This window comes from Saccharopolyspora sp. NPDC002578 (assembly GCF_053592695.1).
On the sequence record NZ_JBSFWJ010000008.1, the window covers coordinates 91,075 to 107,854 of the forward strand.

Below are 16,780 nucleotides of genomic sequence, written 5' to 3' on the forward strand. Positions count from 1 at the left end.
CCTCGACCTACTCGGCGGATGATCGCCTCGGCGCAGCGCCGAGCAGGTGCGAACGGCCGGTCGGTGGCGGCTCGCGGGCGAATCCCGCGCTGGACCGACGAACTCCCGCCCCCCGGAAGTCGACGTGCGCAACGCCGGGCGCCGAGGTCGTCACCGCCGACTCGGGCTGATCCGCAGCGTCACCGTCCGGTTCCGGTCCCGGCCCTCGGCGGTGGTGCCGGGGTGCGGTGGTCGGGCGGCGCCGGCGCTGGTCAGCGCGACTCCGGACGGCGGGATGCCGCTGCCCGCGACCAGCGCTTCCGCGGCCACCTTCGCGCGGGACAGCCCCAACTCGATGTTGCCGTCGTACCGGCCGTCGTCGGAGACCCGCACGCCGTCGACGTGGCCGACCACCGTCAGGTCCACCTCCGACCCGAACCGCCGCAGGTGCCCGGCGAGTTCACCGAGCGCGGCCTCCCCCTCCGCCGAGAGGACGACCGTCCGCGAGAACAGGCCGATCGGGAACACCGCGGTCAGCACGTCCCCGTCGCGCTCCAGCACCAGCGAGGTCCCGGACAGTTCGGCCTGCAGCTCGTCCAGCGACCGCTGCCGCCCCGGCACCGTCCCGGCGAGTTCCGTTCGCAGATCGGCGAACCGGTCCTGCAGGTCGCGCTGCGCGTCCTCGGCGCGGGACAGGCCTGCCAGCACTTCCGCGTCAGCCCGGTCGCCCCGGACGACCAGCGCACCGCCCGTCACCGACGCGGCCAAGCAGGCGACGACCGCCGCCCACAGCACCGGCCTGCCCGCTCCCGATCGCCCGCGGTCCCGGATTTCGGCGATGCGCCGCCTGCCGTCGCGCGCTGCGGGCGAGCCGTCGCCGAACTCCTGCGCGCGGGACCAGCACTCGTCGGCTTCCGAGAATTCGCCCTGCTGGGCGCAGATCCGCGCCAGCAGGTCGAGCACGTCGGGGTCGGTCGCGTCCCGGCCGCCCAGCTCCGCCAGGACGTGCCGGGCGCCCGCGTACCGGCCGGCGCGGGCGAGCCGGTTCGCATGCGCCAGGCGCGACTCCCGGTCCCGGACGTCGGTCTCCGTCGCCGTCACCACCGCGTGCCTCCCGTGACGGTGCTCCCGTGCCCGGTCCGGCCGGCCGGTCCTTCGGGCAGCCTGCGCCGGAGCTCCGCGAGCACGGTCCGCAGGCCGTGCGCGTCCTCCCCGGCCAGGTACCTCTTGCCGTCCTTGAGCAGCCGTTGCACGTCGCGGTCGGCGTGCTGGGCGAACTCCCGCTCGAACTGACCGAAGACCACGGCGTCGAGCACGCCCGCGTTCTCCAACATGCGTCGCAGAATCCGTTGCAGCGCCTCGATCTGGCGGCGGATCATCGTCTGGGAACCGACCTTGACGGCCGCGGTCAAAGCCGCCTCGGCGGCGCGGAAGTCCAGGTGATCCGCATCGTTGCCGGCCTTGGCGACGAGATCGCGGACCGTTTCCAGCAACGACCGGGCTTCGCTGATCGTCCTCGGCAGCTCCAGGTCGTCGTCGACGTCGTCGAGCACCGCCTCCGCGTCGCGCATCCGCGACGCGCAGGTCGGCGCCGCGTCCGGATCGACCTCGGCCGCGGACACCAGGCGCCGGATCTCGGCGAGCACGCCGTCCTCCGCGAGCCGGTCCAGCTGCTGCAGCGCGGACGGCGCCTCCAGCTCGGCGGCCTCCTGCCGGAGGTTCCGGTGGCGCTGGTCCAGCTGGTCGTACTCGTGGCGCAGCAGCGCCACATCCGTCGTCCGGGTGCGGCCCAGGTCCACTTCGATCTCGAACTCCTCGTCCAGCACGGGCACGTACGCGTCGGCGCGCGGGCTGAAGCTCCGGTCGATGCGCAGCGACACCTCGATCTCGGAACCCGCCGGCACGTCGCGGCGGACCTCGTCGGGCCGGATGTCCAGGCCGCCGATCAGCGTGTCGAGATCGGCGCGTTCCCGCTCCCCCTCCACGAGCGGGACCCGGATCAGCCCGGCGTCGCTGTGGCGCCGGACGTCGACCGCGGTCCGCAGCACCACCCGTCGGCTCGCGGGCAGTTCCGTTCCCTTCTGCAGCAGCCACGCCACGTCGTTGTCGCTGAGCCCGACCCCGACGGAATGGCTCAGCACCGGCGGCCTGCCGACAGTGCCGTGCCGATACCCGATCTCAGCGGGATCGGTGTCGACGAGGGTGCCCTGCGGATCGCGGAACTCCACGGCGAAGGTCGTGGTGGTCTGCTCCGCCGCCCGCAACCGCGTGGTGAACGCGCCTTCGGCGGTGAGCGCGATCTGCCCGCTGCGCCACGCGGGGCGCGCGGCGGCGTCGACGAACTCGATCGTGCTGCCCGCCCATTCCTGCGGTCGCTCGGCGCGAGCTTGCCCGCCGACGAGCGGTTCGGTGTCCGGTCCCACGGGTTCGTACTCGAAGTCGAGCGCCACCTGTCCCGGCGGCACCGGCCGGTCCTTCGCCGCGGGCAGCCGCTGGGTGCCCGCGAAGATCGCAGCTCCCCGCGCCACCACCGTGACCGGGTCCTGGCTGTGGTCCAAGCGGATCCCCAGCCCCTCGACCGGATCGGCGAGCAGTTCCCGCAGCGACGGGGCGAGCGTCGCGCCGCCGACGAGCAGCACCCGTTCGACGTCACCGGGTCCGAGCCCCTTCTCGTCGAGCGCCCGCCGGCACAGGGCGATCGAGCGGACGTAGAGCGGACGGGCCACCCGTTCCACCTGGGCGCGGGTCAGCTCGCAGGCGAACTCCAGGTCGGCGCCTTGATCGTCCTTGAGCTCCACGACGACGTCGACGGAGTCGGTGTTCGAGAGCTGGATCTTCGCGCTCTCCGCCGCGGCCTTCAACTTCGCGACGTTGCCCGCGGAACGCGGGTCGTCCCGCGTCAGACCGGTCAACCCGGATTCGCGCACCGCCGGGATGAGCACCTCGTCGACCAAGGCCCAATCGATGAGCTTGCCGCCGAGGAAGTTGTCCCCGGCGTGGTTGACCACCACGAACTCGCCGTCGTCCACCTTGATCACGGCGGCGTCGAAGGTACCGCCACCGAGGTCGTAGACCAGCCAGAACGCGCGCTGCGGGGCCTCTCCCGCGCTGTAGGCCCACGCCGCGGCGGTGGGTTCCTGGATCAGCGGCGCGAAACCGAGCCCGGCCAGTTCGGCGGCACGCCGGGTGGCGTCGTTCTGGTCGAGTTCGAACGCGGCGGGCACGGTGATCACCGCGGACCCGATCGCCTCGGCGAAGGCCTTCTGCGCGTCGCCGCGCAACGACTTCAGCACCTCGCCGGAGAGCTCCTCCGGGGACATGGTCCGCTGCGCCGCCTCGAACGTCTTGCCGCTGCCCTGCACACCCATCTGCAGCTTGAACTCGGAGCACGCGTTCTCCGGGTCCGCCGCGACGCGGTCCTTGGCCATGTCGCCCACGTACACCTTGCCGGTGCGGCTCACGTACACCGCGGACGGCGTGCACTCGCGGTGGTGGTTGTTGCGCACCACCGCCGCATCGCTTCCCCCGGCCACCGCGATCGCGCTGTTGGTGGTGCCGAGGTCGATGCCGAAATCGATCATCGTCCGGTTCATCGCTCGTTGTCTCCCTTCGGTCGTCCGACGATCACTTGTCCCACTTGGATGCAGCGGTCGGCCCGGTAAACGGACGGCCGCACCGTTTCCACCACGACTTCCCTGGTGATCCCGGGTCTCGGCTCGTACGCCGAGACGTCCAGCGCCATGCCGGGGTCGAAGTCGAGCCGGTCGTGGTCGTGCGCCTCGATGCCGGCCGCCGCCAGCGCTTCCCACGCCGCGCGCAGGTGGCGCACGCCCGGGCGTCGCGACCGGTCCGGTTCGGTGCCTTCGCCGAGGACCTTCCGCGTGGTGCGCCAGAGGTGCGTCACGACCTCGGCGAGCACGGGGTCGGTCAGGTCGACGACGGCCTGCGGTTCCACGGCCTGCTCTGGCGCGACCACGGGCGCCGCCGTCGACGGGGCCGGTTCGGCGGCCACGGCCGCCGGTTCGATGCGGAACTCCGGCGGGAACCGTCGCTGCCGGATGTTCCCGCGCATGCTGAACATCACGTCGCCCCTCATTCCGCTCCGGTCCGCTGTTCCCGCAACCAGCGGTGCAGGTGCCACCGCCGCACCAGCAGGCCCGCCGCGACCGCGCCGAGGATCAGCAGTGCGACCACCGCCCCGAAGGCCCACGTCGCCCCCACGGCGCCGAGCACCCCCATCCCCCGCCGCCACCAGCGGCTGAAGGTGCTGAGCGGGACCTTCGCGTAGAAGTAGCGCGAATCCCGCTCGTAAGCGGCGAGCGGAACGATCAGGAGCAGCAACGGCACCACCAGCACGTGCGTCGCGATGTGGGTCCCGGCTTCACGACCGGGCCTGGTGCCGACCCAGCCGAGACCGGCGAAAGGCCCCAGCCATCCGTCACCCGGCGCCCGCTCCACCGGGGCCCTCGGCTCCGTCCCGTCGGCGAGCAGCTCGACGAGCCGTTCCCGTTCCTGCTCGTCGTGGAGGCGCCGAGCAAGGGCCCGCAGGTAGCCGGCGGCGCGGTCCACCCGGCCCGATTCGCACAGCGCCGCCACCGCGAGCAGGTGGGGGTCGCGTCCGACCACCGCGAGGTTGGAGTCGATGAGCTCGATCGTCGCGGGATCCATCGCCAGCTCCCGAGCACGGTGCAGCACGCCCAGCACCGGTCCGCAGCCGCCGCTGTGCTCGTAGTGCACGACCGCGCCCTTGTTCGCGGCGGCGGCCACCTCGTCGCGCAAGGCGGGCACGAGCGGATCGCGGTCGGTGAGGATCGTCGCCACCACCCGCAGCTGCACCGCCGTGCGGTCCAGCAGTTCGCGAGCCGACTCGGCCGCATCCGCCGCGGTGGCCCGCCGCGCCGCCTCGCACGCCTGCCGGATGCCCTGTTCGCAAACCCGGGTCACTTGGCGCAACCCTCGTTCGACGACGTCGTCGTCGAACGGGGACTCGTCCGCCAACCGCACGAAGCGGTCCGCGTCCTCGTCCCCGGATTCGACGGCCAGCGCGGTCAGCGCCGCGTGCACCGCGACGATGTGCACCGGCAGCGACTCCCGGAGCCTGCGCACGGTGCCCCTGGTCAGCCGCGGATCGTCGAGCTCGCCCACTCTCGCCGTGGCCCAGTCCCACAGCCGTTCGGAGGACAGGACCTCCGCCCACGCGGCGAGACCGCGCCGCCACATCTCGTCGAGCCGGTCCGCGTCGAGCGCGTTCCGGGACGGCTCCGCCTCCATCGCCTCGCGGTGCAACCGCAGTTCCGCACCGCGAGCCGACAGCGCGGCGAGTTCAGGGGGCACCGCGTCGTCGGCCTGCCACAGCCACAGCACTTCGTGGATCAGGCGGTGCACCGGGTCGCCCAGCGACTCGAACGCCGCGCGCAGGTCCTGCGGATCGATGTGCGGTCCCACGCCCGCAGAGGTGCCCAGCCGCGCGGCGAGCTCGGTCTCCGCCCGCCTGCTGCGGATCAGCCGCGCCGTCGCGCCCACCGGAAGCCCGGTGAGGTGGAACGCGTTGCCGTGGTACAGCCCGGGGCCGGCCAGCGGTCGCAGCGCGGTGCCCAGATCGGTGGGACTCATGTCCCCGTCCCCTCTCTCGTCGGTCCACGGCGCACGGAGCCGTTGCACCGTTGCCGCCTTGCAGTGCAACGGGAACGGCCCCGCGCGCCCGGCGGGTCGACCCAGCGGTGGCGCGGAGCGACGCCCCCACCCCCAGTGCTTCGCAGAGGCGTCGCTCCGCGGCGGCCGGCCGACCACACCTCCGGGTGGAGTCCGCCGAACCGCCGAACCGATCCGCTCGCCGTCGATCACCGGACCGACTCTGCCGACATCGGGTCCACCGCAGGTCAAGTGCGGTTCAGCAGCGGTACATCGAATCCGTGAATGTGCGGACACGCTGCGTATCCGACGCTCTAGACTCCGGGCGACCTCCAAGATCCCGGTGCAGCGAGGAGCCGATGTGGCCGAACCAGACACCAGCGCCATCAGGTACTTCGTGCTGGGGCCGGTGCAGGTGCGCGACGCGAGCGGCACCTTGAACACCGTCAACGCGGAGAAGCCGCGGCTGCTGCTGGCGGAACTGCTGCTGCGCCCCAACGTCTGGGTCGGCAACGACGAGTTGATCGAGGCGCTGTGGGCGGAGCCGCCCGCGACGGCCCGCGGCAGCCTGAAGACCTACGTGCACCAGCTGCGCAGGCTGAGCACGCGGGAGGGCGAGGAATCCCCGATCCAGAGCCGGCACGGCGGCTACCGGCTCGTGGTGGCTCCGGGGGAACTCGACACCGGCGCCTTCACCGACCTCGTCCACGCGGGCTGCGCGGCGATCAACGACGGTGACCGGGCCGCCGGGGTGCGGACGCTGCGCGCGGCGCTGCGCCTGTGGCGGGGCGATCCGATGCGGGAGACCGCCGGGACGGGCGGCTTCGCCGAAGTGGAAGAACTCCGGGAAACCCGGGCGCACGCGCAGGAAACCCTCGCCGAGGCGCTCATCGCCGATGGCCGCCCCGACGAAGCCGCCGACGAGATCCGCAAGCTCACCGCGGCGAACGGGTTGCGCGAATCGGCCTGGGAACTGCTCATCACCGCGCTGCGGGCGGCGGGGCGACCGGCCGAGGCGGTGGCGGCCTACGGCGAAGCGCGCAGGGAGCTGGCCGACGAGCTGGGAATCGACCCCGGCCAGCGGCTCCGCGCGCTGTACGCCGACCTGCTCGCCGACGACGATCCCGCCCCGAAGGCCACGTCCACACCCGCACCGCCGCAAGAGGCGCTCGACAGCGCATTACCGCGCGACGTCCCGAAGTCCGCTGCCACGAATCCCGCCCAGCGGTGGCTGACGCTGCCGTTCGCGGCCCGCGCCGGGACGGTCGCCGTCGTGGTGGCCCTGATCGTCGCCGGGGTCGTCGCAGTCACCCGCCCGGCCGCGCCGCCGCCGGATCGCGCCGCCGAGGTACCGCCGGAGCTGCGCTTGGACGCGATAGCCCCGAAGCGACCGGTGCCCACCTATCCCGCCGGGACGAGCGAAAACCCGAAGCTGCTGTTCGGCCTGGGCCCCGAGGCCCCTGCCGCGTCCCGCGAGCCGCTGTTCTACCAAGCTCCGATCGGCATGTTGACCACCTGGTACGACGATCCCGACGACCTCCCCCGGTTCGAGTCCTGGAGGCGGGACCTGCTCCCGAAGCACTACGCGGCGGGCACCGCGCTGCACCTGCTCGTGGCCCCCACCTTCGACGAGGGCGAACCGGTCGACACCCCGCGCGGACCGGGCTGCGGCCAGGCGTACCAGATGTCCCCGCGGTTCCTCGACGACATGCGCCGGTTGGCGACGTCCTTCGCCGGTGCGGAGAACGGGCCGCCGCTGTACGTGTCGATGTTCAACGGCATGGAGAAGGTCGCCTGCACCACCCACGGCTACGACAAGGACCCGGCGACGACGAACTACTACCTGGCGCTCAAGGACCGCTACCTGCAGGTTCGGCAGATCTTCCACCGGTACGCGCCGAACGCACGAGTCGCGCTGAACTGGGACGGCTGGCAGACCGACGGCTCGACTCCCGAATCGACCGCCCGCCGCGAGGCGATGGTCGATCAGTTCTCCGACGTGATGACGGTGTCGGACTTCCAGAGCTTCAACGCGTTCCAGGACGAGGACAACGCCGAAGACGTCGACCGGATGGTCGGCCGGCTCAGCCGGTACGGACCGGTGATGGTGTCGAACTTCGGGCCGGACAAGGACGGCACGGGCGCCCGCGCGCGCAGCGACTTGGAGCGCGTCTTCGCCCCCCGGCAGATCTCGAAGCTCACCGCGCAGGGCCTGTTCGCGTGGAGCTTCTGGGACCACGAGTACGTGGACGTCACGCCGGAGACCTATACGCTCGCCCGAGATGTGGTGAACCGCTACGGGCTCCGATGATCGTCGGCTTCCCCGACGCCGGGCCCGTGCGCACCCTCGGCCTGGGGAGGTCCTGTGCAGTTCCGCATGTCGCGCCGTCCGACGGCGTCCGCGTTATCCGCTCTCGTGCTGACTCCGATGCTGCTGGCCGCACCCGGCAGCGCCGCCGCCGACCCCGGCAGCGCCGCGACCCGGTTCGGCTGGGCCGGTGATCTGGTGCGGGAGGACGACTTCGACGGCGACGAACTCGGCCCCGGCTGGAACCTCTACGACGGTCCCGGCCACGCGGGCAACGGCGTCCGCTCACCGGAGCAGGTCGGCGTCGCCGACGGCGTGCTGCGCATCGACGGCACCGAGGACGGCACCACCGGCGGCGTGTCCTGGGAACCGGGACAACTGCACGGCCGGTGGGAGGCGCGGGCGAGGTACACGCCGGGAACCGCCGCGTACCACCAGGTCCTGATCCTGTGGCCGGACGCGGAGGACTTCCCGGTGGGCGGTGAGGTCGACTATTCCGAGGTGTCCGTTCCGCAGCGGCGGCGGCTGGAGTTCTTCCTGCACTACGGGGAGAACAACGACCAGGTCAGCGCCGAGCGGACCGTGGACATGACGACCTGGCACGACTACGCCGTCGAGTGGACGCCGCAGCACGTGATCGGCTACGTCGACGGGGTCGAGTTCTTCCGCTCGGAGGATCCGGAGACGATCCCGCCGCGCGCGATGCACCCCACGATCCAGCTCGACTGGTTCCCCGACGGCGGCCCGCGCGGCACCGGCGCGATGGAGGTGGATCGGATCCGGCAGTACCGGCTCTGAACCGCCGAATCCTCGGCAGGTGACGGAGATCCGGCCGGGCGGATGCTCCGAGCTCAGGCCCGCACCGGTCGCCAGCCTCCATCGTCGTCGTCGAGCCATTCCTGACCCACCGGGTCCGGCCGGGCGGTGTCGGTCAGCCACGCGGTCGCGTCCGGGTCCCAGCCCGCCAGCACCGAGGCGAGGCCGTCCTCGACGGGAACGGCGAGCCCGGCGGTTGCGAGGTAACCGGCCGCGGTGAGGTGCACGGCGTCGAACTCCCGCGCCACCGCCGACCAGCCGGGGATCACCCAGCGCCCGTCCCGGCCCGTGGCGCGGAACCAGTCGTGCCGTCGCCCGGCGGTCACCTCCAGCGGGAAGCGGCGGCAGAGCCGCGCCCACGCCTCGGGCCCGTCGATCTCGTGCACCGCCACGTCGGACGGGACCGCCACGTCGCGGACCGTCGCGCGCTCCCAGCCCATCGAGTCCTCCACGAACCGCAGGCCCGCCGGACCGAGCTCACCGAGGCGCCGCGTGGTGTGGAGCAGGTCGGCGAGCACCGGCGCGGACCACCAGCTCCCGCTGACCGGCGCGCCGAGCTCGCGGGCCCGCGCCCGGGAGCGGGCTTCGCCCTCGTCCTCGTTCTCCCGCCACCGCACCAGGTTCTCGGCCGCGGCTCCGGAGCGCGTGCGCCCCGGCGCATCGCTGAACTCCACCACGCACTGCGCGGTGGGGTCGATCCCCGCCGCCCACCAGTGCGCCGCGGCGCTCGTGGCGACCTGGGCGGCGATCCGCCCGAGCGGGGCGTGGAACTCCGGCCCGGCGATCAGGACGTCCCCGCCGTCCGGTTCCTGCCAGTAGCGCGCGCGGTCGACCGCCGCCGCCAATGCGTGCGCCAGTTCCCGCTCGCCGGGTTCGCGCAGCGGCACGTCCACCAGCAGCTCGGCGACCTCACCGGGAGTCGGGTGCGGCCTGGGCAGGTCGGCTCCGGGGCCGAAGAGGACGCCCGCCTCACCACGGGCCAGATCGAGGTCGTACGTCGCGTAGAAGGCCGCGCGGTGGAGGGCGATGCCTTCCGGTGTGCCTTGCCCCAGCACCCGCGCCAGCTCGAAGCACAGCCGACGCCCGCGCGGACCCGCGAGCAGCACGTGCGGTTCGATCGACATAGGTTCCCCCTCCCGCGATCCGAGGCGCGTGCAGCAGAACACGCGAAAACCCGTCCCCGCCACGAAATTTCGCAGCGGTACGGCTGAGCGTCGACGAGGACCCGCCCGGTCATGCGCGGTCGCCTGCGCCGCGAGCCAGGAAACCGGTCCCGCACCGTCGCCGGTGGGCTAAGCTGCGCGACGATGACCACCGGGATGGCCACGTGCCGCGCACAGATCGGTGACCCGGTGCTCCGCTGAGCGCCGCGGGGACCGGCACGGTCCCGCCGATCGAACGAGGACTTCGCGCCACCGCACGAGGTCCGCCTCCGTCGTGTCGTTCGCAGTTCCGACGAAACGACCACGACAGGACGGATTCATGGCCACCAGGACCTTGCAGATTCCCACCACCGACGGCCGGGCCGAGGCTTTCGCCGCGTTCCCCGATGACGGCGAGCGGCACCCGGGAGTGCTGATGTACATGGATGCCTTCGGCATCCGCCCCGCGCTGCGGCAGCTGGCCGTCGAACCGGCCGAGCACGGGTACTACGTGCTCGTGCCCCACGTCTTCTACCGCCACGGCCCGGTACCCGTCGTCGAACTCCCCGACCACATCGGAGGTGAGGACCGGGACGCGCTCATCGGCCGGCTGATGCCCTTGATCGAACTGCACACGACCGATCGCGTCCTCAGCGATGCCGACGCCTACCTCCGGTTCCTCACCACCGGCCCGAAGTCGTCGCCGGTCCGGTCGCGGTGACCGGCTACTGCATAGGCGGCCTCCTCGCGATGCGCACCGCGTCGGCGCACCCGGACGAAGTAGCCGCCGTCGCCGGATTCCACGGTCCCGTCGTCGCCGACGGACCTGACGGCCTGCGCCGCATGCTCGCCACGATCACCGCCCAGGTCCACCTCGGCCACGCCGAATCCGACCTGACGCCCGACGATCTCGACGAGCTCAGCCGGACGCTGGAGGCCGCGGGGCTCGACCACACCTCCGAGATCTACCCCGGAACGCTCCACGGCTTCACCATGTCCGACACCGACGCCTTCGACCCCGCCGCGATGCAACACCACTGGGACCGCCTGCTCCCGCTCCTCGACCGCGCGCTGACCGACGGCTGAGGGTTCCGCTCGCCGCCGGATTCGCCGCCCGCACCCTGACCTGCGCGCGGACGGCGAATCCGGCGTGGCGGCTCCCGCGTCGGCGGCCGGTCGCCGCTGACGGCCCGAGCACCAGCCCCTGCGCTCGATCAGTCCGCCGCTGTCCGCGGCTCTGCGAGCGAACCCGCAGATGTCGGCTCCCGGGTGCGCCGGGTGTCGGAGCTGATCAGCGCGCCGGTCGGAAAAAATCGGTGCGAACGCGGGGCGCGGCCGGTTACAGTGCTCTCATGTCCAACTCCCGGATCTACTAGCTCACGGGCACACCACCGCAGTACGAGTGTGTCCTGAGTCAGATCCGGAGAGTACTTCAGTGATCACGGTTAGTGATGTATCCGTGCGCGTCGGCGCACGCCTGCTTCTCGACCACGTCGACTTCCGCGTCTCGCCCGGCGACAAGATCGGGCTGGTCGGGCGCAACGGAGCGGGCAAGACCACGCTCGCCACCGTCCTGTCCGGTGCCACCGCACCCGCTTCCGGCGCGGTCGAACGCACCGGGTCCGTCGGCTACCTGCGGCAGTCGTCCGTACCGGAGGGGCGCGGCGAGACCGTCGCCGAACGCATCCTGTCCACCCGCGGCATGGACGAAGCCGTCCGCGACATGCGCGCCGCCGAAGCGGCGATGGCCGAGGCCGACGGCACCGAGCTGGCGAAGGCGATGAACGCCTACGCCCGCGCCGAAGATCGGTTCCTCGCTCAGGGCGGCTACGCCGCGGAAGCGGACGCGGCTCAACTGGCAGCACACCTCGGCCTGGACGAGGACGTGCTCGAACAACGGTGGGACGCGCTCTCCGGCGGACAGCGCAGGCGCGTTGAACTGGCCGGACTGCTGTTCGCCGGGCACGACACGCTGCTGCTCGACGAACCGACCAACCACCTCGACGCGGACTCGGTGGCCTGGCTGCGCCGGTTCCTGCTGGACCACACCGGTGGATTCGTGCTGATCAGCCACGACGTGTCGCTGCTCGAAGCGACGGTGAACCGGGTGTTGCACCTCGACGCGCAGCGCAGCACGATCGACGTCCACAACGTCGACTGGGCCACCTACCAGGCCCAGCGCGACACCGACGCCCGGCGGCGACGGCGCGAACGCCTCAACGCGCGGCGGAAGGCCGAGTCGCTGCGCGCGCAGGCCGCGAAGATGCAGAGCAACGCCAAAACCGCCGCCAGCGCCAAGAACATGGTGCGCAGGGCAGAACGGATGCTCGCCGAGACCGAACCGGAACGCCGCGACGACAAGGTGGCCCGGCTCCGGCTCCCCGACCCGCCACCGTGCGGCAGGACTCCGCTGACCGCGGACGGCGTCTCCAAGGGCTACGGCTCGCACGAGGTGTTCACCGGCGTCGACGTCGCCGTGGACCGGGGCGCCCGGATGGCGATCCTCGGCCTCAACGGTGCGGGGAAGACGACGCTCCTGCGCATCCTCGCCGGGCGGGTGCACCCCGATTCCGGGCGGGTGCGTCACGGCGCCGGCGCGCGCGTCGGGTACTACGCGCAGGAGCACGAGACGCTCGACGGCGACCGGACGGTGCTGGCGAACCTCACCGCCGCGGCCCCGCACCTCGAGCACGGGGAGGCGCGGAGGGTGCTCGGTTCCTTCCTGTTCTCCGGCGACGACGCGGAAAAACCGGCGCGGGTGCTCTCCGGCGGGGAGAAGACCCGGTTGGCCCTGGCAGCGCTGGTGTGCTCGCGGTCGAACGTGCTGCTGCTCGACGAACCGACGAACAACCTCGATCCCGCTTCCCGCGCCGAGATCCTTCGCGCCATCGCGAGCTACCGGGGTTCGATCGTGCTCGTCACCCACGACGACGGCGCCGTCGAAGCGCTGCGCCCGGAACGCGTCCTGCTGCTGCCGGACGGCACCGAGGACCTCTGGCACGACGAGTACCGCGACCTCGTCTCGCTCGCCTGACCGATCCCCTCGTTCCGAAGTGGACGATCCGGTCGCCGTCGCGCGCCCGGATGCCGTCGCCGAACGCACCTCACCGCGATCCCCCCTGTTCCCACTCATCGGAGGACCGATGTCCCACTACCGGTTTTTCGCCCACGACACCTCCCGCGCGACCACGTGCGCCGCGCCGCGCTGCACGACGCCCCGGCCGCTGGACTCCACCGCCCGCTGGAAGTTCTGCTCCACCGCGTGCAGGCAGGCGTCGTACCGCGCCCGCCACCGCGACGGCGAGATCGACACGGCCGCCGCGGTGCAGGCCCTCGACGACGAGGTGGGCGACGCGATGCGGTCGCTGCTCGACGCCGTGCTGCGCGGGCACCGCGAACTCGGCGATCCGTCCCGGCCGAAGACGGAGGCCGTGGCGGACCTCGTAGCACGAGCCCAGCGGGTCACCGACGCCGCCGTGACCCGCGACCGCGCGGCGGGGTTCTCCTGGGCGGACATCAGCTCCTGGCTGGGAATCACGTTCGCGACGGCCCGGCGGCGCTACGGCCCGCGCACGGCGGAGAACCTCATCCGGTTCCGCACCTCGACGCGCCAGGACACCGCGAGCTGATCCCCCGCACCGCGACCGAGGACGCCGCCGCGGGGCCCGGCACCCCCGGGCCCCGCGGGCACGACCTCAGCGCGGGCGGATCGCGGAGATGACGGGCAGCACGCCGCCTTCGCTGTACCCGACGTGCTCCACTTCGAGCCCCGCCTCGGCCAGCTGGGACCGGGTGTCGGCCTCGGAGACGAAGTTCAGGTACTTCGCCTGGATGATGTCGCCGAACAACGCGAGCTCACGACGCAGATCGTGCTCGGCGATGCCGTAGCGCTGCCACTCCCCGGCCCGTTCCGGCGCCTCCCACGGCGGCGGGGGCGGCGGGGTGAGGAAGCTCAGCAGCAGCCGGCCACCCGGGCGCAGCGCCCGCGCGAAGTTGCGGTACAGCTCCACCAGCCTGCCGGGATCCGGCTCGTACATGTTGAGCCCGTTGCTGACCAGCAGGTCGAACTCCGAATCGATGCCGAGCTCCCACGCGTCGGCCAGCACCACGTCGGTCCGGTCGCCCAGCCCGCGGCTCTTCGCGTTCTCCGCGGCCAGGGCCAGGGATTCCTCATCGATGTCGATGCCGACGAGGCGGGCGCCGGGGGCGTCACCGTAGTCCTGGCGCACCAAGTCGTCCATCACGCCGCACGGGACGGACGCCAGCACCGCGCCATCGGTGATCGATCGCGCGATCTCCGCCCGGAAGCGGTGGTAGCGCTCGCGGGCTCCGGACAGCAGCGAGCGGTTCAGCAACCAGAACTCGGTGTCCGACTCGGTGGGGGTGCCCGGCTCGTAGCGGAAGATGTACGAGGTCCAGTAACCGTTCAGACCCTGGTTGCGCAGCAGGAAGCGCCCCAGTGGGAACTCCTGCAACCCGGCCAGCACCGCCAGCTCTTCGTCGAGGTCCAGGATCAGCCGATCCGCGGAGCGCAGCCGCCGTTCCACGGTGGCGGCCAGTTCGGACAGCGCGGCGGCGTCCTCCGAGCCGGATCCGGGACGGTGCGAAATGGTCGAACTCATCAGATCTCCCAGCCGATCTTGCGGAAACTGGAGCGGACGGCGGGGTGCTCGAGCATCCCCGCCTTGCCGAAGGCGCGCAGCACGTTCTGCACGATCGGCATGTCCGTGGTGACGTCGAAACCCGCGTACAGCTCACCGATGGAGCGCTCCGCCCGTTCGCGGTCGCCGAGCACGCTCTCCAACAGCTGCGCGTTGAACCGCTTCTCGGACTCCAAGGACAAGTACAGCTTCACGAACTCCCCCATCAGGGAGCCGATGGCCTCGCGGAAGTCCTCGGGCACCTCGGCCCACAGGTACTTCATCAGGTCGAGGAAGAAGGCGTAGTGCCGCGACTCGTCGTTCATGTGGTCGTTGACGTAATAGCGGATGGACGGGTGCACGTCCTTGCTGTCGAAGAATTCGACGAGTTCCCGCACCAGCGTCGTCTCGAAGCAGCAGTTCGCCAGAATCTCGAACACGTCGTGGTACTGCGGTTCGAGCCGTTTCTTGATCTCGGCGACTGCGTGCTGCGAATCGGAGGTGGGGAAGTCGAACTCGCCCAGGTCCGGGTACTGCTCCCGCAACTGCATGATGAGGTCTTGCGCGATGTAGACGTGGTAGTACTCGTCGATCACGATCGAGTAGGTGTTGAGCTTGACCTCGGGCCCGAACTCGACCGGGAGGTCCGAGTAGAGGACCTTCGTGCAGGCCGAGACGATCTCCTTGATCTCCAGGTTCACGATGTCGTGCAAGTACTTGAAGAACGACTGGATGAGGATCCGTTCCTTCGCCTCCTCCCCCAGCGCCGCGACGGTCGCGTCCAGCAGCAGCGGCTGGCGGTCCTCCGGGAAGAAGTACCCGGTCTGGGTGAAGTCGATGGTCTTGCGGGGCCGGGTGCGCACCGAGCCGCGCGCCTCCCAGCGGGCCACGTAGTCCGGCCCCAGGCTGCGCAGCCGCGTGTCGTGCGCGGCGGTCTCGTCGATAGTGGTCATGGTTCACCTTTCTCGCGGAATGCGATTCGGCCGGCCCCGCGCTCGTGCCGGGGCCCGTGCTTCGCGGGCCCCGGCACTGACGGGAGGGCTCAGCTCGGTTCGGGGACCTTCTCGGTTCGCGCGTCCAGCAGTCGTCGCCCGGACAGCGCCAGCGGCGCGGCGATGAGGACGGCGACGAGCATCACGGCGGCGGGCACGACCGCGGTGCCGGTGAACAGGCCGCTGGAGACACCGGTCAGGACGGTCACCAGCAGGGCCCGCGAGCTCATCGTCAGGGAGGAGGCGGCCCCGCCGAGTTCGGGGACGACCTCCATCGACCGGCCGAACACCACGGGGTAGCAGATGGCGAAACCGACGCAGAACAGCATGATCGACACCGTCGTGGCCACCGCACCACCGCCGATCAGCAGGAACAGCACGACTCCCGCGAGCGCCACGCCGAAGCTGATGCGCACGGTGGACTCCGGGCCGCCGAGCAGCGGGATCACCTTCGTCGCCAGCATGCTCGGGATGGCGAACGAGGCCACGATCAGCAGCAGGTGCAGGGCGAACTCCAGCGTCGAAAGCCCGAACGCACCGACGTAGAGGAACGAGCTGGAGGCGATGAACACCATGTACGAGGCGAACAGCAGGCTCGGCACCAGCGACGTCGCCACGAACAGCCCGCTGCCGAGCAGCCTGCGGTAGTCGCCGACGACCTTCCGGGCGCCGCTGCGGTCCAGCTGCCCCTTCGTCTCGGGCAGGAACAGCGCCACCAGCAGCAGGCCGAGCGCGGTGACGGCGAAGACGACGAGGTAGTTGCCGCGCCACCCGATCGTGCGGTTGACCAGGCCGCCCAGCGGAGGGGCGATCGTCATCAGGATGGACATCGCGGCGTTGGTCATGCCGAACATCGCCATGGCGCGCTCACCGCGGTAGAGGTCGCTGATGATGACGAACACCAGGACCACCGACGTGCTCGCGCCGATCCCCTGCACGAACCGCGCGGCGAGCAGGAATTCGATGCTCGGGGCGATCGCGCAGCCCAGCGCGCCGACGAGCATGATCGAGTTGCCGATGAGCATGACGCCGCGCCTGCCGAACCGGTCCGAGAGCGGACCGTAGACGAGCGCGCCGAGGCAATAACCCAGGAAGTTCAGGGTGATGGTCAGCTGCACGACCGAGCCCGCGACGCCGAGCTCGCGGGCGATGTCCGGGAAGCTCGGCACGGACATGTCGATTTCGATGATGGTGCCGATCAGGGTGACGACCAGCAGCGCCGGGAGGTACTTCCCGGGTGTGGGCCGGGTTTCTTCAGTCATTGTTCCGCTT

12 protein-coding genes and 1 pseudogene are annotated in these 16,780 nt (G+C 71.5%); 5 read left to right on the forward strand and 8 right to left on the reverse strand.

Features of this window, described 5'->3' with window-relative positions; translation table 11 throughout:
- Positions 1-150 precede the first annotated feature (150 nt).
- The 4 genes from ACWD38_RS06660 to ACWD38_RS06675 are packed head-to-tail and all read right to left on the reverse strand — an operon-like array spanning position 151 to position 5,592.
- A complete protein-coding gene (locus ACWD38_RS06660; RefSeq protein WP_450123520.1) occupies positions 151-1,083 on the reverse strand; it encodes an OmpA family protein in 933 nt (310 codons plus the stop codon).
- Positions 1,077-3,572 (reverse strand): Hsp70 family protein, encoded by a 2,496-nt coding sequence (locus ACWD38_RS06665; RefSeq protein ID WP_450123521.1) that lies wholly within the window; start codon positions 3,570-3,572, stop codon positions 1,077-1,079. Before ACWD38_RS06665 ends, ACWD38_RS06660 begins: the two co-directional genes overlap by 7 nt.
- Positions 3,569-4,060: a hypothetical protein gene (locus ACWD38_RS06670; RefSeq protein ID WP_450123522.1), complete on the reverse strand. Its 492-nt coding sequence runs from the start codon at positions 4,058-4,060 to the stop codon at positions 3,569-3,571. The genes ACWD38_RS06665 and ACWD38_RS06670 overlap by 4 nt, the downstream gene beginning before the upstream one ends.
- Before the next feature lie 11 nt (positions 4,061-4,071).
- Positions 4,072-5,592 carry a hypothetical protein gene (locus ACWD38_RS06675; protein ID WP_450123523.1) on the reverse strand — a complete coding sequence of 507 codons (1,521 nt, stop codon included), beginning with the start codon at positions 5,590-5,592 and terminating at the stop codon, positions 4,072-4,074.
- A 379-nt stretch (positions 5,593-5,971) separates the two neighbouring features.
- Between ACWD38_RS06675 and ACWD38_RS06680 the strand changes: the two genes are divergently transcribed.
- Entirely contained in the window at positions 5,972-7,921 is a 1,950-nt protein-coding gene (locus tag ACWD38_RS06680; protein ID WP_184480206.1) for a BTAD domain-containing putative transcriptional regulator, read from the forward strand.
- A gap of 54 nt (positions 7,922-7,975) precedes the next feature.
- Entirely contained in the window at positions 7,976-8,716 is a 741-nt protein-coding gene (locus ACWD38_RS06685; protein ID WP_450123524.1) for a glycoside hydrolase family 16 protein, read from the forward strand.
- Positions 8,717-8,769: 53 nt separating this feature from the next.
- Here ACWD38_RS06685 and ACWD38_RS06690 read toward each other — a convergent pair whose 3' ends face one another.
- Complete coding sequence (locus ACWD38_RS06690; RefSeq protein WP_450123525.1) at positions 8,770-9,858, reverse strand: hypothetical protein; 1,089 nt, start codon at positions 9,856-9,858, stop codon at positions 8,770-8,772.
- A gap of 460 nt (positions 9,859-10,318) precedes the next feature.
- On the opposite strand from ACWD38_RS06690, the pseudogene ACWD38_RS06695 reads away from it, so the two are divergent.
- From ACWD38_RS06695 to ACWD38_RS06705, 3 genes and pseudogenes are all read left to right on the forward strand, one after another.
- A pseudogene (locus ACWD38_RS06695) lies at positions 10,319-10,962 on the forward strand (dienelactone hydrolase family protein).
- A gap of 349 nt (positions 10,963-11,311) precedes the next feature.
- Complete coding sequence (locus ACWD38_RS06700; RefSeq protein ID WP_450123526.1) at positions 11,312-12,910, forward strand: ABC-F family ATP-binding cassette domain-containing protein; 1,599 nt, start codon at positions 11,312-11,314, stop codon at positions 12,908-12,910.
- A gap of 109 nt (positions 12,911-13,019) precedes the next feature.
- Positions 13,020-13,505 carry a hypothetical protein gene (locus ACWD38_RS06705; protein WP_450123527.1) on the forward strand — a complete coding sequence of 162 codons (486 nt, stop codon included), beginning with the start codon at positions 13,020-13,022 and terminating at the stop codon, positions 13,503-13,505.
- A gap of 66 nt (positions 13,506-13,571) precedes the next feature.
- On the opposite strand, the gene ACWD38_RS06710 is transcribed toward ACWD38_RS06705, so the two are convergent.
- The 3 genes from ACWD38_RS06710 to ACWD38_RS06720 all read right to left on the reverse strand — a co-directional run bounded on the left by ACWD38_RS06710 (position 13,572) and on the right by ACWD38_RS06720 (position 16,770).
- Positions 13,572-14,498, reverse strand: a complete 927-nt coding sequence (locus ACWD38_RS06710) for an SAM-dependent methyltransferase (RefSeq protein WP_450123528.1) — start codon at positions 14,496-14,498, stop codon at positions 13,572-13,574.
- Positions 14,498-15,469: a diiron oxygenase gene (locus ACWD38_RS06715; protein WP_450123529.1), complete on the reverse strand. Its 972-nt coding sequence runs from the start codon at positions 15,467-15,469 to the stop codon at positions 14,498-14,500. The genes ACWD38_RS06710 and ACWD38_RS06715 overlap by 1 nt, the downstream gene beginning before the upstream one ends.
- A gap of 89 nt (positions 15,470-15,558) precedes the next feature.
- Positions 15,559-16,770, reverse strand: coding sequence for an MFS transporter (locus tag ACWD38_RS06720; protein ID WP_450123530.1), 1,212 nt, complete (start codon positions 16,768-16,770; stop codon positions 15,559-15,561).
- Between the last annotated feature and the right edge of the window lie 10 nt (positions 16,771-16,780).